Below are 23,311 nucleotides of genomic sequence, written 5' to 3' on the forward strand. Positions count from 1 at the left end.
GCCCTCAACGCAAAGTCATGACAGATGCGGCATGAAAGCAAAGTTAAAACCGCTGCCGCATCTGGGGATATGGGGGAAAAAGCTTACGCGTCTTCCTCGTCGTCGGCGACCAGCTTTTCGAGCTCTTCCTTGGTCACCGTTTTGTCGCTTACCTTGGCAAGCTCCAGCATGTAGTCGACGACTTTTTCTTCGTAGATTGGAGCACGAAGGCTTGCCAGGGCCTGCTGGTTGTTCTTGTAGAACTCAAACACCTGCTGTTCTTGACCCGGGAACTGGCGCACGCGGTCATAGAGCGCGCGCTGCAGCTCTTCGTCAGTGACCTGAATGCCGTTCTTTTCGCCAATCTCGGACAGGACCAGACCTAGGCGCACGCGGCGCTCGGCGATCTTGCGATACTCAGCCTTCGCCTCTTCTTCCGTCGTGTCTTCGTCTTCGAAGGTCTTTTCGTTGCGCTTCATGTCTTCTTCGACCTGGCGCCAGACGACATCGAATTCACTGTCGAGCAGTTTTTCCGGGAGTTCGAAAGAATAGTGCTCGTCAAGCTTGTCGAGAAGCTGACGCTTCACGCGCTGACGGGTCATCTGGCCGAACTGACCTTCAATCTGACCACGAACAATTTCTTTCAGGTTCTCAAGTGATTCGAGACCAAGGCCCTTGGCAAACTCATCGTCGATGGCTGCTTCACCCGGCGCACCAACTTCCTTGACGGTTACGTCGAAAGCCGCAGCCTTTCCGGCAAGGTGGGCTGCTGGGTAGTCCTCTGGGAAGGAAACTTCAACAACCTTTTCATCGCCAGCCTTGGCGCCGATCAATTGATCTTCAAAGCCTGGAATAAACTGACCTGAACCCAGTACCAGCTGACCGTTCTCGTCTGCACCGCCTTCAAACGGCTCACCGTCGATCTTGCCGAGGTAAGACATTGTGACCCGGTCGCCATTTTCAGCAGCACCGTCCTTGGTATCGAACGGAGTGTTGTTCTTTGCGATTTCGGCAATCTGTTCGTCGACTTCACCGTCTTCGATCTCAACGACCGGGCGCTCGATTTCGATGCCGGCAAAATCGACAATGTCAAAATCGGGCAGAACGTCGTAGGTCATTTTGAATGACAGATCGGCGTCGCCAGCCATAATCTTTTCAGCATCTTCTTCCGGAAGATCAATTTCCGGTGTCAGTGCCGGGCGCTCGGAGCGCTCCTCTACGGCTTTCTGCGTGGTTTCCTGAATGGTGTTGGACAGGATTTCCGCCATGGCCTGACGGCCATACATTTTCTTCAGGTGTCCAAGCGGCACTTTGCCCGGACGAAAGCCCTTGATGTTGGCCTTGGATTTCATATCGGCCATGTAGTCTTCCAGCTTGGCGGCAAGATCACCAGCCGGAATGTCGATTTTCAGCTCTCGCTTGAGGCCCTCAGAGAGGGTTTCGGTTACCTGCATGGGTTTAGTCGTCCTCAATCCCGAGCGGCAATCCGCCCCGGAGGTTTTGTTTTAAAATTCCGTGTGCCGCACTGCCGGTACTTCCCTTTTTCCGGAAGCGTTCAAACAGCAGCGCATCGCCTTGGACGGAGTCCGAGACGCACGATGGGAGCGCGATACTGCTTGGGGTCCGAAGTGTCAAGGGGATACAGGGAAATCGCAGCGATATGACATGCGGAATTTCGTTCTGGGAGCAAGAAGGTTCCGGATCTCTCAGACCGTCAGCAAATCACTGACCTCTAGACACATGTTTCGACTTTGGGTCGAATTTCCTCAATCGGTGAAAGTTTCCTCAGTCCGCCAATTTCTCGTCAATCGTTTCTGCGGCACGTAAACCGCTCAGGTAAGCACCATGCGTTGTACCGTGAAAGGCAAAGTCCGTATGTTCGCCTGCGAAAAGAAGTGTATCGGCGACAGGCTCCTGTAGTCCGTCAAAATCCCGCGGTGAACTGCCCACTTTCGAATAGGAATAAGCGCCACCGGTCCAAGGGTCTTGCGACCATCTGGTCGCAATATGCGCGACAGGCTCAGGCGCTCTGGTTCCGAACATGGCACGGATGGCTGCCATGCAGTCGGCCACCATTTCGGTGTTTGTAAGCTTTTCAACCGCCAGAGGATAAGCGCCGACACTAACGCCCAAAAGGATGTTTTCGTTACTGAACGTGCGGTAGTTCAGGAAGTAATTCCATCGCCCTCTTGGTTCGCCCATATAGCCAAAATACTGAATGTCCAGCGGCCAAAATGGGTCTTCAAACTTGAGAGCGAGCTTTGTGACATTTCCAAAGCCTAGATTGCCGATATGTGTCAGATGCTTTTTTGGCAAGGGTGGATCAAAGCTAATACGTTGCTGCTTGAGCATGCCAAGTGGAACGGAACAAACCACGTAATCGGCTTCGAACACTCCGCCGGCGCTCAGAACGGTAGCTCCCTCGCCTTCTTCATATTCGACAGCTTCAACGGGGGCATTGAAGCGAATGTCCAATCCTTCCGCCAATGCCTTGGGTATTTTATCATAGCCTTCAGGGAGAATGACGTCGTCACCTTCGAGGACATCGTCTTCATCAAAATAATAGGCGGACAATGTCTCGAGGGAACTTCCGTTCGAGAACTCTGTGTAGGCGCTCGCCATCCAGTTCAAAACAGGGTCTTCCAAGCCCTTGCCAGGCAACGAACGAAGTGCAGCTTCGAGTGATTGGCCGGCACCTACACGCGCATCAATTTTCTGATAGAGCTCGGTAAGGTCTTCATAGGCATCATAAATTCGCTGACTTGCTTGCCGCTCTCCCGTTTGTGAATAGACCCCGAAACTGTCATCTTTGGTCACAAAGGTGGGTGCCCCAATGCTGGCTGCGAGACCTGATATCGGGTTCCTGTGCGGGCCATGTATCCAACCGGCACCAACTTCAAAGGGTGCGCCCAACCGCCAGTCAGTTCTGATCCGGCCACCAACCTTGTTCGTTGCCTCCAAAACGACGACGGTATATCCGAGTTCGGTGAGCATGCCTGCCGCAGCAAGGCCCGCAATTCCAGCCCCAATCACAATCACGTCGAAACTCGTCTGTGCGGCCCGCGCATAGCGCGGCATCAAAGTGGACGTTGCCATCACAGACCCGGCTGAAAGCATCAACAAGTGCCGTCTGCTTATCCGTTGCATCATAAAGGTTTTGCCACTCTGATCGTTGTGTCCTTTAATCATTAAACTGACTGCAACGCCAATTCGGCCGTAGTTGGTCGATACTTTCAAGTAGGCTCAGCCACTTGACTGGGCATCCCGCCCAAACTCTTACAAACTTGGCAGGCTAAATTTGCCTCCGCACGGTCGCAAACACCCAGCGTTCTGGAGATTTTGCTTGAAGCAACCTGCTCGAAAACACCTTTTTCTGCTGCTCTCAGGTTTGTTTTCGACCGCTGTTTTTTCGCTTTTGATGACCTCTGTCTTCGCGCAAGGCAAGCTACCGAATTCTGAGCGCCTGGAAAACGTCGAGGCAAAAGTGCTGCCAAGGCTGGAAGAAGAGTTTGCTGAAAAGGGTCTGAGGCTTGGCGCACCCGTCTTTGTCCGGGTCTTCAAGGCTACCAGCGAGCTTGAGCTCTGGGTGGCAACCATCAGTGGCTACAAGCGCTTCAGAACATATCCCATTTGCAACTTTTCAGGTGAGCTCGGACCAAAGCTAAAGGAAGGTGACAGGCAAAGCCCAGAGGGTTTCTACAAGGTCACGCGCGGGCTCATGAACCCGAACAGCCGCTATCACCTTTCCTTCAATTTGGGATTTCCCAACGCTTATGACCGCGCTCTTGACCGGACCGGCAGCTTCTTGATGATCCATGGAAGCTGTGTCTCAATCGGCTGCTATGCGATGACGGACGCGGGCATTGAAGAGATCTATTTGGCTGCAAATGAAGCTTTCAAAGGCGGAGAGGAAGCCTTTGATGTGCATGTATTTCCATTCCGAATGACAGACGAAAATAAAAACCTGCACAAATCCTCTGTGTGGTCTGACTTTTGGCAGAATTTGAAAGAGGGGCATGACGCCTTTGAAAAGACAGGCATGCCACCGTCAATCGAGGTTGCAAACAAGCGTTATCTCATTGTGGATACGCCGAATTTTGGTAAAGCCGCCAATCACCTGTTCCGCCAAAAGCCACAGCAAAACGGGGCCGATTGAGCAGATCGCCGTATTCGATTGCATTTGGTGGGGCCTCATTCGATCTACGCTGCATTCAGCCAGGTCAAAGGACAGGAACGCGTAGAATTTTTGGTGCGGATGGAGGGACTTGAACCCCCACGCCTTGCGGCACCAGAACCTAAATCTGGCGTGTCTCCCAATTTCACCACATCCGCACTGCAGAAGCCTTGTCGCTCTGCCGATGAAGCGGGGCCTCTATAGCACCACTGACTTTTCCGTCAAAGGAAAAACGAGGCTGTCGCCCTACCCCTCACCCAATTTGTCCACAAGCGCTGGCAGCACATCTTTGAGCGCCGGGGCAAGGTCTTCAGCAATCAGTCCTGGCCCGACAATGTTCCCAGCTTCTCCATGGAGCCAAACCGCCTGACAGGCAGCTTCAAAGCCTGACACGCCTTGTGCGAGCAGACCGGTCAAGATACCGGCAAGAACGTCACCGGAACCCGCCGTGGCGAGCCATGGCGGTGCATTGCGGTTGATCGCAGCCCGGCCATCAGGTGAAGCGATGACGGTATCCGCCCCCTTCAATATGAGCGTCGCGCCTGAAAGCCTTGCTGCCAAACGTGCACGCGCGAGCTTGTTGCCTTCGGCCGGTGGGAAAAGCCTCGCGAACTCGCCCTCGTGAGGTGTCAGAACAACCGGCGCGTCACTTAGCCTGATAAGGGAAAAAAGAGTGTCGGGGCTTTCAGAGAAACTGGTCAAGGCGTCCGCATCAAGAACGGTTGCTCGACTGGCGCAAAGAATGGCCTCGACTGAATAGCGGGTCTCAGCACCAATGCCGAATCCGGGACCAATCAGAACCGATGAAAACCGCTTGTCAGAAAGCAAATCCTGGACAGCCGTTTCGCCAACCAGTTTTTTCAGCATGACAGCGGTCAAATGGCAGGCGTTGACCATCATCGCATCTGGTGGCGATGCCAGCGTTACAAGCCCGGCCCCGGCACGCAGTGCTGCGGCAGCGCCCAGTCTGGCAGCGCCGGTTGAAGACACCGGGCCGCTGAATACGACGGCGTGCCCTCTGGTGTATTTGTGGCCCTGCTGACCTGACATCGGCCAGGCATGTCTCCAGAGCTCCGGCGAATTTTCAAAGACTTGCGGCTTGATGCCATCAAGCACTTCTGGCCGGATGCCGATCTGTGCCACAACAACGGTCCCACAAAGTGCCCGACCAGGAAAAAGTATATGGCCGGGTTTTTCGCGAAAGAAGGTGACTGTCTTTTGCGCTCTGACAGCAGATCCGAGTTCCTCGCCGCTGGCACCGTTGACACCAGACGGAAGGTCGATGGCCAGCACTGGCATGCCGCTGCCATTCACCGCATCAACAACATGCCTGATCTTACCCTCAAGCGGCCGGTCGAGTCCGGCGCCGAATAGACCGTCGATGATCAGGTCCGCTCTGCCCAAACGCGTGGAAAGAAGTTTTTGCCCCTCTTTGCCTTCATCGATGAGTTCGGCAGGCGAACCCATCCTCTCAAAGGCCATAAGAGCGTCTCCTTTGAGCCTGTCAGCCGTGTGGGTCAAAAGCACGTCGATACCGTACCCCATCGCGGCAAGGCATCGTGCTGCAATAAAACCGTCACCACCATTGTTTCCGGGCCCGCAAAGGATCACGATCCGCGCTCCCGCGGATACCATTTCGAAGGCGGCACGCGCCACCGCCTGCCCAGCCCGCTCCATCAGCTCAATGCCTGCGACACCACTTTCGATAGTCAGCCTGTCGGCCTGTCCCATTTCGGTGGGCGACAGCAATATAGGAAGTGTTGAGCGCAAGTCTGTTGCCATTGGTTCGAACCTCGATATCCTGCCGCCCCACCTTTGCAAGCGAGGATCAGTTTTGTCGAGATCCAACCTTTTGATGATGGAAGCAACACAATTTCCGCCTATTAATTAGGCGATTTGCCTAGTATGTAGTCAATTCCATGATGGGCCGCGTGTGTTCTCCGAAACTGCACTGCTTGAATTGCTGTTTTTTTTGGCGGAATTCCCGGCCCTTCAAATTTTTGCACATGCACAACTTGGGTTGGCACACATCATGCTTTGATGCGGTCAACGGTCCCTCCGGGCCCGTAGGGTCTGCTTGTCTCTACGAGAACCGGAAAACTAACGACCAGCCGAGCACTCACGGCCTGACAAGTGGAGAGAGACACAAGGTGATGAAAAAGATCGAAGCGATCATCAAGCCCTTCAAATTGGACGAGGTTAAAGAAGCTCTGCAGGAAGTCGGCCTTCAGGGCATCACTGTGACCGAGGCCAAGGGCTTTGGTCGCCAGAAGGGCCACACGGAGCTTTATCGCGGCGCTGAGTATGTCGTGGATTTTCTCCCCAAGGTGAAAGTCGAAATCGTGCTTGGTGACGAAATGGTCGAGAAAGCCGTTGACGCGATCCGATCCGCCGCGCAAACAGGTCGCATTGGTGACGGCAAGATTTTCGTGTCTAACATCGAGGAAGCTGTTCGCATCAGAACCGGCGAGTCCGGCACTGACGCCATCTAACCCACCTATTCCGGCATTCGCCGGCTATCCGAATTCCGGTCCAGCGTCTGAAAGAGCTCGATCTGAACCTCAGCAGGGCCGGAACAATACCCAACCGTTCACATGATAATTAAGGGATGGACACTATGACCACTGCCGCTGAAGTCCTGAAGGAGATTCAGGAAAAGGACGTGAAATTCGTCGACCTGCGTTTTACCGACCCGCGCGGTAAAATGCAGCACGTCACGATGGATGTTGCTCTTGTCGATGAAGACATGTTTGCCGAAGGCGTTGCTTTCGACGGATCGTCCATTGCTGGCTGGAAGGCCATCAACGAGTCTGACATGATGCTGATCCTGGATCCGGAATCAGCTCACATCGATCCGTTCTTCGCGCAGTCCACAATGGCGATCTTCTGCGACATCGTCGACCCGATCACCGGTGAAGGTTACAACCGCGACCCGCGCATGACCGCCAAAAAGGCAGAAGCATACGTCAAGTCCGGCGGTTTCGGTGACACGATCTATGTTGGTCCGGAAGCCGAATTCTTCATGTTCGACGACGTCCGTTTCAACGCCGACCCTTACAACACCGGCTTTATTCTGGACAGCACAGAACTGCCGTCCAACATGGGTTCTGAATACGAGACAGGCAACCTCGGCCACCGTCCGCGCACCAAGGGTGGCTACTTTCCGGTCCCGCCAGTTGACAGCGCACAGGACATCCGCTCCGAAATGCTGTCCGTGATGGGCGAAATGGGTGTTCCGACTGAGAAGCATCACCACGAAGTGGCTGCAGCTCAGCACGAACTCGGCATGAAGTTCGACGCTCTGACCACTTGCGCTGACAACATGCAGGTCTACAAATACGTTGTTCATCAGGTTGCACATGCTTACGGCAAGTCCGCAACCTTCATGCCGAAGCCGGTCTTCGGCGACAACGGCACCGGCATGCACTGTCACCTGTCAATCTGGAAAGACGGTGAGCCAACATTCGCCGGCAACCAGTACGCAGACCTTTCCGAAACCTGCCTCTACTTCATTGGCGGTATTCTGAAGCACGCCAAGGCCCTCAACGCCTTCACCAACCCGTCCACCAACTCCTACAAGCGTCTGGTTCCGGGTTATGAAGCTCCTGTTCTGCTCGCATATTCCTCGCGCAACCGGTCCGCATCTTGCCGTATTCCGTTCACGGCGTCTCCGAAGGCCAAGCGCGTCGAAGTCCGCTTCCCGGATCCGACTGCCAACCCGTACCTGTGCTTCTCCGCACTGCTGATGGCTGGTCTCGACGGCATCAAGAACAAGATCCATCCGGGTGATGCGATGGACAAGAACCTCTACGATCTGCCTGCAGAAGAGCTTGCAGAAATCCCGACAGTTTGTGGCTCGCTGCGTGAGGCTCTGGAAGCTGTCGATGCTGACCGTGAGTTCCTAAAAGCCGGCGGTGTATTCGATGACGACCAGATCGACGCTTACATCGAACTGAAGATGGAAGAAGTCGAGCGTTACGAAATGACCCCGCATCCGGTCGAATTCGACCTGTACTACTCCGTCTGATCGGATCGTACCTTGCAACATGGAAAACCCCGGCGGTACCGCCGGGGTTTTTTTGTTGTGTCCGTGCCTTAAAGCTGGTTCGATGTGTCTTGAAGCCAATCAGCAAGTGATGGCCTCTCGTGCCGATTTCTGCCCTTTATCGCAGGCGACGCGATCATCGCATTCAAGACAGCCTCTTGTGTTGTTTCCGCAGCCGCTCTGAAGAGGATATCAATCCGGTCCTCGTTCAGGCACCGGCGATCAACAAAATCTCTCTCTTCCTGATGAAGAACTTTTTGAGCAGTGGAAAATGCCAGCGCGATATCTCCGCTGCCATTTCCATAAAACGCACCGAGACGGGCAAGGCCCGCGCCTGCCCGCTTCGCAACACGTTTCAACTGCCGGCTCTCAAGCGGCACGTCGGTCGCAAGCACCACAATAACCGAACCGCGTTCTTCCGAAGACTGGAGTTCCTTCGGATCCGGACGTCGACCGTCCGGCAAGATCAGGTCACCTGAGCGGCCAAAATTGGCCAGAACAAGAGCCCCCAGCACAAATCGACCGCGATCCAGTTCGAACACCCTGGAAGCCGATCCAAGGCCGCCTTTGAAACCAAATGCGCTCATGCCTGCTCCTGCGCCGACACTGCCTTGTTCGACTTCGGGCGAAGCCGCGTGGAGTGCTGCAATTGCATCGGACTCGGTAAGAGACATGGCCTGAATGTCGCTCAAATACCCGTCATTGCATTCCAGAACCACCGGGTTCACTGTGCCTGTCGTGTGACCCACCTCCGGATTTTTCATGATTGTTTGGCGGATCAATGCGTTGACGCCACTGCCAACCGCAAATGTGTTTGTCAGGAGGATCGGCGTCTCAAGCGTCCCGAGCTCGTCAACCTGAATCAGTCCCGCGCTTTTTCCAAAGCCATTTATGATTTCGACACCCGCAGAAAGCTTCTCTTGGAAGACATTCCCGGGATGCGGCAACAGGGCAGTGAACCCTGTGTTCAACTCCCCGCGCCGCATTGTCTTGTGTCCAACGGACACGCCGTTGACATCAGAGATCGAATTGGTGGGTCCCGGCTCAAGCGAGCCACAGATCAGACCAAAGCGGCGTGACGGTGAAAGCGGGTAAAAAGACATGGAACACCGGGCAAGATTCGCGGGTTCCGTATTTGAAAGTGAAACGACACACTTCACAATACGAAAAAGCCTCCCGGAGGAGGCAATTCGCAAGCGGCAAGATCTTGAAAAATCTTAGTAGCAAACTTGACGATGACCTACGACAACGTAACGGCCATAATAAGCATCCCAGCGGGTAATCGGGCGATAGCTGCAGCGAACCGGCGGCTGATAACGCGGGCGAGCCTGGGATGCGATAATTGCACCTGCTGCAAGGCCGAAGATCGCTCCGGCGGCAACGGCACCGGCACGGTTCTTTGCATGAGCTTCGCTCGGTGTCATGGAAACGGCGGCAGTTGCGACGGTGGCAACAGTAACGGCGGCGATTGCGAACTTACGAAACATGTCAAGTCCTCTCTTTTGATCCTGGCGCAATTCGCTGCGCCGATGAGAAGAACATAGACTTGCCGCAATTGTTTGACTGTGACTGTCATCACGTTGGGTTAGTTTGACATGATCAGCGGCAGCTTTGTTACATTTTATGATGTAAATCACAAAAGAAAGGTGATTCTGTATGTGGGCTATTCTTGCAGTTTCCATCCAAATGCTGACCGGTCCGAATGTGTGGCCCGTAAGTGACGAAGGCACTTTTGAAACCGAGGCTGAATGCCAGGCAGTGTTGGATGAACTAGTACCTCGAACCTTGAGCGAAGAGTTACGCATTGCCTGGGAAGAAGGCCAATTGAAGTATGTGTGCCTGAAGGTTCGTCCTTTGGGACGCACTCCCAACTGATCTTTACCGGTCAAGCTGCAACTACGTCCCGTTTTCCCTTGTGCTGCAATTTACATCGCAGGCAGCACGCGCTAGAGCACGTCCAACAGTGCGCTTAAGGGCGCAGAAGATGACTACGGACGGACAGGCAGGCATGAGCGAGTTCAAATCGGACTTTCTAAACGTTCTTTCAGAACGCGGTTTTATTCACCAGATCTCCGATCCAGACGGGCTCGACGCGCTCTGTGCCAAAGAGACCGTAACCGCCTATATCGGTTTTGATTGCACTGCGCCGAGCCTACACGCCGGCTCACTTGTCCCGATCATGATGCTCCACTGGTTTCAAAAGACCGGGCACCGCCCGATCGCCTTGATGGGCGGCGGCACAACCCGTGTCGGCGATCCATCTGGCAAGGACGAAACCCGCCGGATGCTGACCGAGCAAGATATTGAAGAGAACAAGGCCGGCATCAAAAAAGTCTTCGAAAAGCTTCTGACTTTTGGAAACGGTCCGACCGATGCACTCATGCTGGACAATGCCGACTGGCTCCTTAAGTTGAATTATGTCGACTTCCTGAGGGATATTGGCCGGCATTTCTCGGTCAATCAGATGATCCAACGTGACTCGGTCCGTCTTCGCCTTGAGCGTGAACAGCATCTGTCTTTCCTGGAATTCAACTACATGCTCTTGCAGGGGTATGACTATCTGGAGCTTTTCCGCAGGACCGGTTGCCGGCTGCAGATGGGTGGCTCGGACCAATGGGGCAATATCCTTTCCGGAACAGACCTTGTACGCCGCCTTGGTGAAGCGGAAGCATATGCTCTGACGTCCCCGTTGTTGACCACGGCCTCAGGCGCCAAGATGGGCAAGACCGCAGCCGGAGCCGTCTGGCTGAATGAGGAACAGCTTTCCGCCTATGACTATTGGCAATATTGGCGCAACACAGAAGATGCCGATGTCGAGCGTTTTCTGAAACTCTTCACCGTGCTGCCTATGGATGAAGTCGCGAGACTGGCTGGGCTTCAGGGAGCGGAAGTCAACGAAGCCAAGAAAATTCTCGCAACTGAGGCAACTGCACTGATCCACGGTCGCGATAAAGCCGAGATCGCAGCTGAAACGGCCCGCAAGGCCTTCGAGGAAGGCCAGTCTGCCGAGGGCTTGCCCACAGTCGAAATCTCCAAGGCCGACCTTGAAGCAGGCCTTGGCGTATTGTCTGCGTTTGTTACCGCCGGACTGTGTGCCTCTAACGGTGATGTCCGGCGCAACATCAAGGGCGGCGCGGTCAAGATCAACGACAAGGGCGAGCAGAATGACCGCCGGCAACTGTCCCTGGACGATGTCACCGAAGACGGAATCGTCAAACTGTCACTTGGAAAGAAAAAGCACGTGCTCTTGAAGCCTGTCTGAACAATCGCGAAAATCTGTCAAAAGGCCGGTTTATTTTGACCGGCCTTTTTTGTTGGTCAATTTGCCTGAAACTCAAACATCTTTCGGAAGATGCCAGGCGCAATTGCTGAAATCGGATTGACGGACAGCACCGGATCCGAAACCGACCCGGACAGTTTGTAGGTGACGCCAATCAGCCCTTCCCCGGAATTGCCACCAAGCGCAAACCCAAGCAACGGTATTTTTGCAAAGAAATTGTTCAGCGCATAAATCGGTACGAATGTTCCGGTCAGGTTGAGTGTCTGCTGATCCAAATCGACAGTGCCGCTGACCGTGCCACCAAGCGCAGCCCCCTGCAGGGCCCCTTTGGTGATTGTCATCAAGTCACCATCACGCTTGAAACTGATGTCAAGTGTGTCGAAACTTGCCGTACCATCAACTTCCCGCCGATTGGCAACCGAACCATCTGGATTCAATCCGTTTCGGTCACGCTCCCGGATTCGTTTGATAGCGGGGTCTTCGGTGATCTTCAGCTTTCGGACATTAAAGTCCCCAACCCAACTGTCTTCGTCGGCCATGGCAACATTCACGGTTCCCTTGCCGCCTTGCATACGTTCGTAAAGGTCCAGAAAGCGAAGTGTTGCCCCGGTATCGGCAAAGTTCCCGATGGCTGACTGCGATCCGTTCTGCGGTGTCACGGAGAATTCGAAACTGGAATTTCCATTCATCAACCCACCCAGATCAGCCGACATCAGACCTTTGCTGCCGGTCTCGATCTGCCCGGCGAAATCTGAGATACTTTGCCCGTTGAAGCCCGTGACACGATCAATCGTAGCTGAAATTCTCGCTCCGTCTTCGAAGTCGCCCGCTCCCTTGCTTCCACCGGGACTGCGAATGCTGCGAATTAGTCCACGACCGTCGAACGCAGCTCCTGCAAAAATAATGTCGTATCGACCACCTGAAGCGCGCTGTATGTCGACTTCTACATCGTCTCCCGGGCGAAGCTGAAAAGTATCAAACGAAGCTGTGACAAGGTCACCATCAGCCGACAGGTTCATTCTCCCGGCGACATTGACACCTTCCGACGTAAGCTTGAAGTTCTCGATCTTGCGTGAAGTATCCGTCTCCACGAGCCTGAAGGAGGCGGTTGCCGGAACCCCATTGGCCTTGTGCCATCCAAGTGCCAGCAAGCGCACATCTGTAGGTTTCAGATCGATAACAAAGTCCTGTGCATCCTCTGCCCGTGTGACGTTCAGCGTCATGGGCCCGTCCAGAAACGCCGTCAGATCGATCCCCTTGTCTCTCAGCTGTGCGGCAGTGGTGGTGACAATAACGTCTTGCTTGCCGGCAACTCCGTTTTCACCAAGAGGAACGACAAGATCGATATCAGCCTGCAAGCCGTCCAGTTTGCCCCGCCCCGTTATCGCGACCTGCTGCTTGTTCGCATCTATTGAGACATCTGCATCTGCAACGGTGTGTCCCAAAATCGGGTTTGCATCGGTAAAATTCTGCAATTCGCCAGTTGCCCGCCAATCGAGATCGACAATGTCGACAGGTTCTCCGAGCGGAAAGGTTGCCGTTACATCGAGTTCGCCTTGACCGCTGACACCGTCGTTTTTCAATCCGGCGCGCTCAAGTACTCTGAAGGGAGCGCTGTCGACGACCTCTCCCAGATCCTTTGCCTCGCCTTGCATCTTCGTCGTGATCTGGGCAGTCTTTCCATGCCGGTGCGGCAAGTTGAATATATTGAAGACCCCCTCTGGCAAAACGATCTCGCCACCATCAGGGGCCGTCACATAGCCGTCGGTTGCCGAGACGGTGAGCGTTTCGTCTTGAACAGTCAGCGTCCCAGACAACCCCTTTATCTCTGGTACTTCTCCGATGGGCGTGACGGATCCATCAGAAAAGGTCATGTCCAGACGCATGTCGTCGCCGGACCACCCCGGATCCGGATCACGATGATTGAATGCAGGTGGACGGATAGCACCGGTGTAGGAAACCGTTTCTATTGTTCCACCTGTTATTCTGTCGATGATCCATCGCCGCGCAGGTGGAACGAGTGTTATTGGCCAAAGCTGTTTGGCCACGGCGATCGGGATCTTCTCCCCCTCCGCGGCAAGAGCCAGATAAGGGCCATCGGACGTTAACTCGAGTTCGGCCACACCGTGAACAACCGCTTTGCCGGAACGCGCGGTAAAACGATCGATCGACAAAAGCCGATCTTGCGGGTCAAAACGCGCTCTAACCTGGACCCCATCAAGCATGTGGGGCGCATCTCGAATATCGGCCGAACCGAATTGCGGATATTCCGCGTCCAGCTTGATACCCCATTCTCGTCCACCGTCGAGACCGGGCTCCAAAGCTCCTGTGAAGAAGATTCGGCTGTTACCTCGAATGATATGAGATTTCGTTATTTCAATAGGTTGACCGGTTTTTTTAAAGAGAAGAGACAAAGCTGCATCGTCAAATGCAACCAATGTCCTTCCCATTTGAAACCAGCCATTTCGGACCCGGGCAACTGCGTTTGCTGAAAGAAACACACCTTCCGCATCCAGCCTGCTTTCAATTTTTGCCGAAGCCGGCAACCCAAAGCCCTTGCCGTATTGCGGCGTGGCCTCGGGGCCAAGCAATTCGGCGAGAGTGATACCGTTGACCACAACGCCAATGCTTTTCTCAGCGCCGCCTCCGGGTGCGCTGCGTGCAAGCTCCATCCGCCAGGTGGAAACACCGCCCGATATTTTTGCAAAAGCGCGGATCGCACGTTTGCTTCCCCTGAAGACATTAGCGTCTATGCCCGCAAACCGTCGCTCGGTTGCTCCGGACAATTCAACCGAAGCATCCTTGACGCTGACAAACTTCAGAGCTCTGCGTGCAAATTGATCATCGACTACATCGCTGACCCGATCGACTGCTTCCATAAGCGGGCCAATTTCAGGGATCTTGGTCGGGCCGCCTTTCAGCTCGATTTCGACGTGCGGTTGATCAAGAATGAGCGAGGAGAAATGGACTTTGCCAGAGAAAAGCGCGTCCCTGTTAAGAGGTGCGGTCAGCTTGGGAAGGCGCAAAGTGACTGCCGAGGGGCCACTGATATTGGCCTTCGCACCTTCAAGTATGATGTTGATGCCGTCACGCGCCGTAAAGTCAAGGCTTGCGCCGTCTACGGAAAGGGTGACCGGGCCGCGGGTTCCTTGCATTGCCAGAAGACTTCCCAGCATAGGCACGCGAACTGGCCCGGAGGCAAATACAGCGATTGTCGCCGCGATCAAACAGACGAGAAGGAAAGCGACGAAGTATCGTAACCGCTTTCGCTTGGGCCTGGCTTTGCCCGGCTCCTTCTGCTCTGTTGCTCCGCCTTTGGTTGGCAACTCCACAAATCCATTCTAAAGCCTGTGCGTATCTGTCAGGCAATCCGATTTTCCTGAAACAAGACTTCGCTTGTTCCCGCGCAGCATTGAACGAGTCGCCGAGCGACCTATGATACTGCGAACTCTTTGACAAAAGCGACAGTCGCGATCCCGCGAACTGGCGGATTCGGGCATTAACGCACAAACTTTGACGGAAGGAAGGCAATATGGGTGATTTGACCATTGGCGATGCAGCACCTGAGTTTGATCTGGAGAGCGATGGTGGCGGTCGGGTCTCGCTGAGTTCCCTTAGAGGGAAACCCGTGGTGGTCTATTTTTATCCCAAGGACAACACACCAGGCTGCACGAAAGAAGCAATTGCCTTCTCTGAGAACATGGAGGCTTTCAAGAAACTCGGAATCACCATCGTCGGAATTTCTCCCGATTCTGCCAAAAAACACGACAACTTCATTGCCAAACACAATCTCGCGGTCAGACTTGGTGCTGATACGGATACACAAACAGCGGAAAGCTATGGTGTCTGGGTGGAGAAATCCATGTACGGCAAGAAATACATGGGTGTGGAGCGCGCTACATTTTTGATAGACGCGGAAGGGAAAATCGCCCAAATCTGGCGAAAAGTGAAAGTTCCCGGGCATGCCGAAGCAGTGTTTGAAACAGCAGGTGCACTCTAGCCCACTTGAATACAAGGCGCGCATGCTGACGACGGAAAAATCAGAGATCCCCGAAAGCCTGGTTGCCGGTGCACGCGCAATTGTCGCGGCTCCCGAGACCAGCGAAAAGGTTCGGCTCGCTTACGGCGTTTCCAAAGCATGGTTTCAAAGAAGCCTGGCTTTGGGCTCGCTATCAAAAGACGGCCACATGCCGGATCGGCCGGGCCGCCCGCCGAAGCCCACGCTTCTCGCGCCGCGCGACATGCCCAAACGAAGCCTCACCGGCAAAGCGGGTAGACTTGCGCTCATCCATTCGCTTGCGCATATCGAGTTGAATGCCGTTGATCTGACCTGGGACCTTATCGGACGTTTTGCTTACGTCCGATTGCCAAGATCCTACTATGACGACTGGGTTCGCGTCGGGCTGGAAGAAGCCAAGCATTTTGCAATGCTACAAGACAGGCTGTCACAGTTGGGCGCTACTTACGGCGACTTGCCGGCTCACGATGGTCTTTGGCAGGCCGCGCAGGACACAGGACACGATCTGGCAGCCAGGCTCGCCATCATTTCCCTTGTCCTGGAGGCTCGGGGCCTCGATATCACGCCCCCAATGATAGAAAAGGCTCGTCAGATCGATGACGAAGAAACGGCAAAGTGCCTGGATATCATTTACCGGGACGAAAAGAATCACGTCGCATTTGGTGCCAAATGGTTCCGATTCTTGTGCGATCGACAGGGAATCAGAGCTGAACCGGCTTTCCACGCCTATGTCCGGCGGCACTTCCGCAGAGCTCTGAAGCCGCCCTTTAACGATCGTGCACGCTCTGAAGCTGGCCTAACCCCTGGGTTTTACAAGCCATTGGCTCCTCTTGTCGGGTAATTTCACCCCCTTTGAAGACGATTTATTAACCTTACCAAATTCTAATCACACTCAGTTCCTTTGCAGAATGCAGGCAGTGACTGAGTGAACATGCAACAGCGCCGAGAAAAGACGCGGATATACCCAAATCAAAGGGTGGCAGCACATCATGCGCCCTTGGGGAAAAACGCCAAAACAACCACATATACTGTGCGTCCCGCTCACCTTGTCTGCGGCGCCATCGCCTGTGTGACCGCCACACTCGCAGTGGTTGGGACTGTCGGGTACTATCTCATGCGCAACGATATGATGGCGGAAGCAAGCGCTGAGCGCACCGAACTGGTTCTGGAGTATCAGGATCACATCGATCGCCTGCGTGCCGAAATTGAAAACCTGAACAGCCGCCAGATGGTTGATCGGGAATCCGTCGAAATCCAGGTCATGGACGTGCTGCGCAGGCAGCAGGACCTCAACCAGCGTCATGCTATTGTCGCCGACCTTGTTGCACGGGCGGAAAACGCAGGCATCTATCTCAGCAGCGACAAACCCCTGCCTCCACAAAAACCCAGCCTGGATGGCCGTGGACTTGCAGCGATTGATAGGCAGGACAAATCAGCGATTGGTGGCGAAACGGAGCTGATCGACGAGCCGGTCAAAGCACTCGGTCTTCGCGATGGCACAAGCAGGAGCGTCGATCCGCTCACAATCCTGCAACAACCGGCCGATGACGCTAACGCCGACCTGCTCGACAAAAAAAAAACTCTAAGAAACAAACTGCTCTCGATGCGGTGAAGGCCGACATTTCGGCGATGGACGTCGAAAGTACCGCAGCCATTGATGCCATCACGGTGGCAACTGAGGGTCGGATTGACGATATTCTTGACATCACCCGAAAGATAGCACCGTCTGTTAATACGGCGCTGCGCAAGAAGACATCCGTCGGCGGCCCATTTCTGCCGATAACCGATGAAAACTTCCCTCAAAGAATCGAACGCGCCAGCAATGCGCTGAATGCGTTACGGCGAATAAAGTTCACTGCCTTGCGGCTCCCCGTCAAACGCCCGATCAAAAACGGGTCGGTTTCCAGCAGTTATGGACCTCGTGTCGATCCGTTCCTTGGCCGTCTTGCCATGCACACCGGCACAGACTTCAAGGCGCCATATGGAGCACGTGTCTATTCGACTGCTCCCGGAACGATCCTGAGCGCCAAATGGCAAGGTGGATACGGCAAGATGGTGGAGATCCGCCACGCCAATGGGTTTGTAACGCGTTACGCACATCTCAGCCGCATTCGCGTATCTGTTGGCGATCATGTGCTGGCAGGTGACCTGATTGGAAATGTCGGTTCCACTGGCCGATCAACTGGCCCTCATCTTCATTACGAGATCCGTCGCAATGAAAAGCCCAGCAATCCGGCTTCTTTCCTGGCCGCAGGCGAAAAACTCGCCGCGCTGTCACTCTAAGAAAAACAGGGCCAGTGAGGCCCCGTCTGTTTCGACAGTGTTTTGAGACTATTCTACGTCCTCTACCTCAACCGGTTCGCCGCCGAAGACACGCTGCGCCAATGCCGCTTCCATAAACCGGTCAAGGTCTCCATCCAAGACATCGCCAGGTGAAGTGCTTTCAACACCAGTGCGAAGATCCTTCACCAGCTGATAGGGCTGAAGAACGTAGGATCTGATCTGGTGACCCCAGCCAATGTCCGTCTTGGACGCAGCTTCGGCACTCGCCGCTTCTTCGCGTTTTTTCAGCTCTGCCTCATAAAGGCGTGCCTTGAGCATGCCCCAAGCCGTTGCCCGGTTCTTGTGCTGCGAACGCTCTGACTGGCATTGAACGACAATCCCGGTCGGCTGGTGCGTAATGCGGACAGCCGAGTCTGTTGTGTTGACGTGCTGTCCACCCGCACCTGAAGCCCGGTAGGTATCGATGCGGCAATCGCTTTCATTTACATCGATTTCGATGGAATCATCGATCACCGGGTAGACCCACGCACTCGAAAAGCTTGTGTGGCGACGCGCATTGCTGTCATAGGGCGAGATACGAACCAGTCGATGAACACCAGACTCCGTCTTCATCCAGCCATAGGCATTCTCACCCTTGATGAGGAGCGTCGCGGATTTGATGCCGGCTTCCTCACCATCATGGTATTCAAGTACTTCAACCTTGAAACCGTGTTTTTCCGCCCATCGTCTGTACATCCTCAGCAACATGGACGCCCAGTCCTGGCTTTCCGTGCCACCTGCCCCGGAATTGATCTCCAGATAGGTGTCGTTGGCGTCAGCTTCACCGGACAGCAATGATTGCAGCTGCAGTTCGTTGACCTTGTCTTTCAGGCCACGCAGCGCGTCCTCGGCATCCTCAACGACGGACTTGTCTTCTTCCATCTCTCCGAGTTCGATGAAATCGACATTGTCGGCCAGATCCTGCTCAAGTCCCTTGACGCCGTTGATACCGTCGTCGAGCTGCTGCCTTTCCCGCATGAGCTTTTGCGCCCGGCTCGGATCGTTCCACAGTTCCGGGTCTTCAGAAAGAGCGTTCAGTTCTTCCAGGCGGACAAGTGCATTGTCCCAGTCAAAGATGCCTCCTCAGCAGGCTTATGGCCTGCTTGATTTCATCGACGATCGCTTCCATTTCGGCGCGCATCGGGTACCTCGCGTCATTTTATGTGAAGCGGCCCGGTCTCCACGAGGAGACACGGGCCGGGAATTGGAGCGGGACATTACCCGCGAGACCAGCTGCTGTAAACCGCACTGACTGGTCTCAGTTGTCCTATCGCGACCAAAGGAGTTTTTGGCCGGTTAGTAGAGGCCACCCGTGCCGCCGGCAACCGCATCCAGAGCTTCCTGCGAAACATTGGCCGGAACGCCCATGGAGTCCTGGAAATCGATCACGGAGAAGCTGTCATTTGGTGCCATACCTGGTTTGAAGGCTTCCAGGATTGCGCCTGGTGTTCCTGCCGCCGCACTCAACCCCGTCCTGCGGTTGATTGCGATCAGTTGCAGTCCTTTGGGCACCCTGAATTCTACTGGCGGTTTGTCGGCTAGCGCCTTTTTCACGAAATCCGTGAAGATCGGTGCCGAAACCTGGCCACCTGTCGCTCCGCGGCCCATGGGTTTCGGATTGTCGAATCCGACAAAGACGCCGACCGCGAGGTCGGGCGTGAAGCCCATGAACCAGGCGTCTTTTTCGTCGTTTGTCGTCCCTGTTTTTCCGGCAACCGGACGACCGACAGCGCGTACAGAAGTTGCTGTGCCACGTTGAACAACACCTTCCATCATGGAAGTTATCTGGAAAGCGGTCATTGGGTCCAGAACCTGCTCGCGATCATCGATAAGTGCCGGTTCACCCTGCCCTTCCCAATTGTCCTGCGTGCAGCCATCACAGATCCGGCTGTCGTGTTTGTAGATGGTACGGCCGTAGCGGTCCTGAATGCGGTCAATAAGGGTCGGACGCACTTTCCGTCCACCATTTGCAATCGTTGCGTAGGCGGTCGTCAGGCGCAACACGGTGGTTTCCCCGGCGCCCAATGACATCGACAGAACCGGAAGCATGTTGTCATAGATGCCAAACCGCTTGGAGTATTCGGCAACGAGGGGCATGCCCATGTCTTGCGCCAAACGCACGGTCATGACGTTTCTGGACAGTTCAATACCCGTACGCAAAGTAGACGGGCCGTAGAATTTACCGCCGTAGTTTTGTGGCCGCCATGTGCCGAGCCCCGGTCCCTGGCTGATCTCCAGCGGGGCATCCATGATCACGGATGACGGTGTGTAGCCATTGTCGAGCGCCGCGGCGTATAGGAACGGCTTGAACGAGGATCCAGGCTGGCGATAAGCCTGAGTTGCCCTGTTAAATTCACTTTGTGCGAAGCTGAACCCGCCCACCATGGCAAGAACACGACCCGTATAGGGGTCCATGGCCACAAGTGCACCGGATACCTTCGGGATCTGACGAAGCTCAAAAGTTCCAGGTGCAACCGGGCTTTCCTGAACGTAGACGACATCCCCAGGCGTCAGCACATCCGAAACCGCGGCTGGTGCCCGGCCGGATACCCGCGCCCATTTCATCGTTTCCAGGAAAAGCTGTCCGGTTTGGCGTTCTTCGTCGAGACTGCCACTTACCAGCCGCTTTGGCTGGAGGCCGACTCGCGCTTCATCGCCACCGCTTTCCAGAACGACTGCGAGCTGCCATTCCGGAATGTCGCTCAAAGCTTCCACCTTGGACAGGTCGACACCCCAATCGGCATCAAGCGCGATCTTCTCAACCGGTCCGCCCCAACTGCCTCGCTTGCGGTCGAAGTCGATCAAACCATCCATGAGAGACTTGCGCGCCATCTTCTGAAGCTCGGGATCCAGTGTGGATCTGACCGAGAGCCCGCCCTCGTAAAGACGCTTGTCTCCGAATATTTCCGCAACTTCTCGCCTGACTTCTTCTGTGAAATACTCTGCGGCAAACAGGAAAGATCCACGTTCGCGGGGTTTGACAACAATCGATTTCTTCTTGGCTTCTTCGCCTTCCGCGGTCGAAATGTAGCCATCAGCCATCATGCGATCGAGCACATAGTTGCGGCGGGCGATGGCCGCTTCTGTCTTGCGATACGGATGATAGTTGCTGGGCCCCTTCGGAAGTGCGGCCATATAGGCGATCTCTTCCAAATTGAGCTCGTGCACGGATTTGTCGAAATAGATCAGTGAGGCTGCAGCGACACCGTACGCTCCAAACCCAAAATAGATCTCGTTGAGATAGAGCTCGAGAATCTCGTCCTTGGTAAAGGCCTGTTCAATGCGCAGCGAGAGGATGGCTTCCTTTACTTTGCGCTCATAGGCTGCCGAGCGGCGACGGCGTTCTTCGCTGACAAGATCGGACAACAGAAAGTTCTTTGCCACCTGTTGCGTGATCGTTGAGGCCCCTTCCGGGCGCCGGCCGGAACCGTAATTTTGAACGAAACGTACGCCGGCGCGGGCGATGCCTTCCGGGTCGACGCCGATATGGGAATAGAAATTCTTGTCTTCCGCGGCGATAAAAGCCTGTTTCACACGATCCGGAATGGCCTGGATCGGCAAGAACATGCGGCGCTGCGTGGCGTATTCAGCCATAAGGCTACCATCCGCCGCGTGAACGCGTGTCATCACAGGCGGTTCGTAGTTCTGCAACGCTGTATAGTCAGGCAGATCTTCCGACAGGGACTCCAGATACATCCAGACACCTGCCGCTATCAACAGCGCAAATACTGCACCGATCCCGAAAAGATAGCCAAAAAACTTCACCAAAAATTTCATACTGCGGGCTCGTCTTTCCCCGTCATTAACGCGTCAGGCTTTTTAACACGGAAACCTTAATACAGCACCCTTTGGTGCCGACTGTCACACACACTTGTCAGCCTTCCTCGTGCACCAATATGGCGATGCTGAGGCAATGGCCTGACAAGACCTTCAATTTTCGAGACAATTCAGGCCTTTTACTGAGATGGCGTTGCCTGCTGCCGGGCCAACCTTGGCCGGAAAAACCCGTGAATAGCTTCGCTCATTGCGCCGGCCATGCGCTCACGCCATTCCGCAGATATCAGGAGCTTTTCGTCATGCTCGTTCGAGAGATAGCCCAGCTCGACCAGAACTGAGGGCACATCATGCGCTTTCAATACTCGAAAACCCGCAGACCTGTGCGGATTGTTGATCAGTCGAACAGCGCTTTTAAGCTCGCTTACGAGCGTTCTGGCGAAATAGACTGAAAACGACCTTGTCTCCCGTCGAGCCAGATCCAGCAGAATATCGGTTACCTCGGTCGGCTCGTCCTGCAATTCCACACCGGCGATAATGTCGGACATATTTTCGGTTTCCGCCAAGTCTTCTGCAAGTTGGTCAGAGGCTTTGTCTGAAAGAGTATAAACCGTTGCTCCCCTTGCGTATTTCTGACCCCTTCTGACCGAATCAGCGTGAATGGAAATGAACAGGTCCGCTTCGAGATCGTGTCCGATCTGGACCCGCTTCGCGAGCGGAATAAACGTGTCTTCCTCGCGCGTCATATGCACACTATAGAGACCGCTTTCCTCCAGTTTTTCCTTCAGCAGCTTGGCGAAATCCAAAACAATGGCCTTCTCCAGCGTACCGGCAACGCCTGTTGCGCCGGTGTCGATGCCACCATGGCCCGGGTCCAGAACAATAAGTGGCTTGTCGCTGTCACTTCCAGCCGCCAGCCGGTCGCTCTTGGTATCTGTTTTCTTGTCTGCAGTGGACCGATTGGGGCGCGAGGCCTCAACGAAGGCAGAGAATTCTTCCGCCGACGTGCTGACCAGATCCACAACAAGGCGTGCCGGCTGGTCATCAATTGCGGGCAAAAAGAAAGTCTTATCCACACTTACTGGGCCGGTCAGGTCCAGAACAATCCGGGATTTACCGACGGCGAACAAACCGAATCGCCAGTCGGAAACGAGACCTCGCCCGCTCTCGCCGGCATCCTCGGGCACCTTGAAGACCATCTCTGGGAGATCGATGATCAGTCGATAGGGATTGCGCAAGCCGGAAATCGCCGGCGTCACTTGCCGGTCCATGTCCAAAACGATTCGCGTTCGAGCGTCGTCGCCCGCCACTCTGGCGCCCAAAACCGTCGGCTTTTGGGCTTCCGCGTGCGCGTCAACCGATACCGTATTGAGTCCAAACAGCAAAAGGCACAATACGATACCAACGGTCGTCAGCATCTGAGCTATGGCAGTCGGCACGATGCCTACCAACGGTTTTATCCAGTGTTTCACTTCAATTATTCCGGCCATTTTGCTTGCAATTTGCCTGCACACGGGCCCCAGCCAACCCTGTCATACGCGATCCGGTACTCAAGGAAAATGCCTTATGCATTTCACATTGCTTGCAAAGCGAAGCATCGGATCGTAAAAGTACCTTACGGATTTCGGTTCAAGACCGATACCTTCCCTGGTGACGAACAAGGGTTTCTATCCACAACGTCATCACCCGCCAGGACATGGAAATGGCAGAACAGAGGCC

General features: G+C 54.7%; 18 protein-coding genes and 1 tRNA gene. 9 read left to right on the forward strand and 10 right to left on the reverse strand.

All coding sequences use genetic code 11. The features are described 5' to 3' along the window. Positions 1-83: 83 nt before the first annotated feature. Both tig and Q0835_RS12850 read right to left on the reverse strand, forming a co-directional pair. Positions 84-1,433: a trigger factor gene (tig, locus tag Q0835_RS12845; protein ID WP_298820475.1), complete on the reverse strand. Its 1,350-nt coding sequence runs from the start codon at positions 1,431-1,433 to the stop codon at positions 84-86. A 331-nt stretch (positions 1,434-1,764) separates the two neighbouring features. Then, positions 1,765-3,096: an NAD(P)/FAD-dependent oxidoreductase gene (locus tag Q0835_RS12850; RefSeq protein ID WP_298962042.1), complete on the reverse strand. Its 1,332-nt coding sequence runs from the start codon at positions 3,094-3,096 to the stop codon at positions 1,765-1,767. Between the two features lie 226 nt (positions 3,097-3,322). Here Q0835_RS12850 and Q0835_RS12855 point away from each other — a divergent pair, with 226 nt between their 5' ends. Further along, complete coding sequence (locus Q0835_RS12855) at positions 3,323-4,135, forward strand: murein L,D-transpeptidase family protein (protein WP_298961733.1); 813 nt, start codon at positions 3,323-3,325, stop codon at positions 4,133-4,135. 91 nt (positions 4,136-4,226) lie between these two features. On the opposite strand, the gene Q0835_RS12860 is transcribed toward Q0835_RS12855, so the two are convergent. Both Q0835_RS12860 and Q0835_RS12865 read right to left on the reverse strand, forming a co-directional pair. Beyond that, positions 4,227-4,311 (reverse strand) — tRNA-Leu (locus Q0835_RS12860). A gap of 88 nt (positions 4,312-4,399) precedes the next feature. After that, the gene (locus Q0835_RS12865) at positions 4,400-5,935 is read right to left on the reverse strand and encodes an NAD(P)H-hydrate dehydratase (RefSeq protein ID WP_298961736.1); all 1,536 of its coding nucleotides are present in this window, start codon (positions 5,933-5,935) and stop codon (positions 4,400-4,402) included. Between the two features lie 371 nt (positions 5,936-6,306). Between Q0835_RS12865 and Q0835_RS12870 the strand changes: the two genes are divergently transcribed. Together Q0835_RS12870 and glnA are read left to right on the forward strand one after the other, a co-directional pair. After that, positions 6,307-6,645, forward strand: a complete 339-nt coding sequence (locus Q0835_RS12870) for a P-II family nitrogen regulator (RefSeq protein WP_298820467.1) — start codon at positions 6,307-6,309, stop codon at positions 6,643-6,645. Between the two features lie 125 nt (positions 6,646-6,770). Continuing rightward, positions 6,771-8,180: a type I glutamate--ammonia ligase gene (glnA, locus tag Q0835_RS12875; protein WP_298820466.1), complete on the forward strand. Its 1,410-nt coding sequence runs from the start codon at positions 6,771-6,773 to the stop codon at positions 8,178-8,180. Positions 8,181-8,248: 68 nt separating this feature from the next. On the opposite strand, the gene Q0835_RS12880 is transcribed toward glnA, so the two are convergent. Beyond that, positions 8,249-9,301: a P1 family peptidase gene (locus Q0835_RS12880; RefSeq protein WP_298961739.1), complete on the reverse strand. Its 1,053-nt coding sequence runs from the start codon at positions 9,299-9,301 to the stop codon at positions 8,249-8,251. 114 nt (positions 9,302-9,415) lie between these two features. Then, the gene (locus Q0835_RS12885; protein WP_152501562.1) at positions 9,416-9,685 is read right to left on the reverse strand and encodes a tyrosyl-tRNA synthetase; all 270 of its coding nucleotides are present in this window, start codon (positions 9,683-9,685) and stop codon (positions 9,416-9,418) included. A 169-nt stretch (positions 9,686-9,854) separates the two neighbouring features. Between Q0835_RS12885 and Q0835_RS12890 the strand changes: the two genes are divergently transcribed. Together Q0835_RS12890 and tyrS are read left to right on the forward strand one after the other, a co-directional pair. Then, positions 9,855-10,073 carry a hypothetical protein gene (locus tag Q0835_RS12890; RefSeq protein WP_298820461.1) on the forward strand — a complete coding sequence of 73 codons (219 nt, stop codon included), beginning with the start codon at positions 9,855-9,857 and terminating at the stop codon, positions 10,071-10,073. Positions 10,074-10,206: 133 nt separating this feature from the next. After that, positions 10,207-11,460, forward strand: coding sequence for a tyrosine--tRNA ligase (gene tyrS / locus Q0835_RS12895; RefSeq protein WP_298820614.1), 1,254 nt, complete (start codon positions 10,207-10,209; stop codon positions 11,458-11,460). Positions 11,461-11,516: 56 nt separating this feature from the next. Here tyrS and Q0835_RS12900 read toward each other — a convergent pair whose 3' ends face one another. Continuing rightward, positions 11,517-14,633 (reverse strand): AsmA-like C-terminal domain-containing protein, encoded by a 3,117-nt coding sequence (locus Q0835_RS12900; protein WP_298961745.1) that lies wholly within the window; start codon positions 14,631-14,633, stop codon positions 11,517-11,519. 377 nt (positions 14,634-15,010) lie between these two features. On the opposite strand from Q0835_RS12900, the gene bcp reads away from it, so the two are divergent. From bcp to Q0835_RS12920, 4 genes are all read left to right on the forward strand, one after another. Beyond that, positions 15,011-15,478 carry a thioredoxin-dependent thiol peroxidase gene (bcp, locus tag Q0835_RS12905; protein WP_298961747.1) on the forward strand — a complete coding sequence of 156 codons (468 nt, stop codon included), beginning with the start codon at positions 15,011-15,013 and terminating at the stop codon, positions 15,476-15,478. A 22-nt stretch (positions 15,479-15,500) separates the two neighbouring features. Continuing rightward, positions 15,501-16,337 carry a ferritin-like domain-containing protein gene (locus Q0835_RS12910; RefSeq protein ID WP_298962045.1) on the forward strand — a complete coding sequence of 279 codons (837 nt, stop codon included), beginning with the start codon at positions 15,501-15,503 and terminating at the stop codon, positions 16,335-16,337. A 228-nt stretch (positions 16,338-16,565) separates the two neighbouring features. Then, on the forward strand, positions 16,566-17,108 hold the full coding sequence (locus Q0835_RS12915; RefSeq protein ID WP_298820457.1) for a hypothetical protein: 543 nt from the start codon (positions 16,566-16,568) through the stop codon (positions 17,106-17,108). 17 nt (positions 17,109-17,125) lie between these two features. Further along, entirely contained in the window at positions 17,126-17,779 is a 654-nt protein-coding gene (locus tag Q0835_RS12920) for a M23 family metallopeptidase (protein ID WP_298820455.1), read from the forward strand. A gap of 48 nt (positions 17,780-17,827) precedes the next feature. On the opposite strand, the gene prfB is transcribed toward Q0835_RS12920, so the two are convergent. The 3 genes from prfB to Q0835_RS12935 form a co-directional block, all read right to left on the reverse strand. Then, positions 17,828-18,959 (reverse strand): peptide chain release factor 2 gene (prfB, locus tag Q0835_RS12925; RefSeq protein ID WP_298961750.1). Its coding sequence is split into 2 segments (ribosomal slippage): positions 17,828-18,889 and positions 18,891-18,959, totalling 1,131 coding nucleotides; the frame shifts between segments, so codons are not numbered across the junction. A 155-nt stretch (positions 18,960-19,114) separates the two neighbouring features. After that, positions 19,115-21,586, reverse strand: a complete 2,472-nt coding sequence (locus Q0835_RS12930) for a penicillin-binding protein 1A (RefSeq protein ID WP_298820610.1) — start codon at positions 21,584-21,586, stop codon at positions 19,115-19,117. 188 nt (positions 21,587-21,774) lie between these two features. Further along, positions 21,775-23,064: an N-acetylmuramoyl-L-alanine amidase gene (locus tag Q0835_RS12935; RefSeq protein WP_298961753.1), complete on the reverse strand. Its 1,290-nt coding sequence runs from the start codon at positions 23,062-23,064 to the stop codon at positions 21,775-21,777. Positions 23,065-23,311: the final 247 nt, after the last annotated feature.

It is taken from the genome of uncultured Roseibium sp., assembly GCF_947499295.1.
Taxonomy (GTDB): Bacteria; Pseudomonadota; Alphaproteobacteria; order Rhizobiales; family Stappiaceae; genus Roseibium.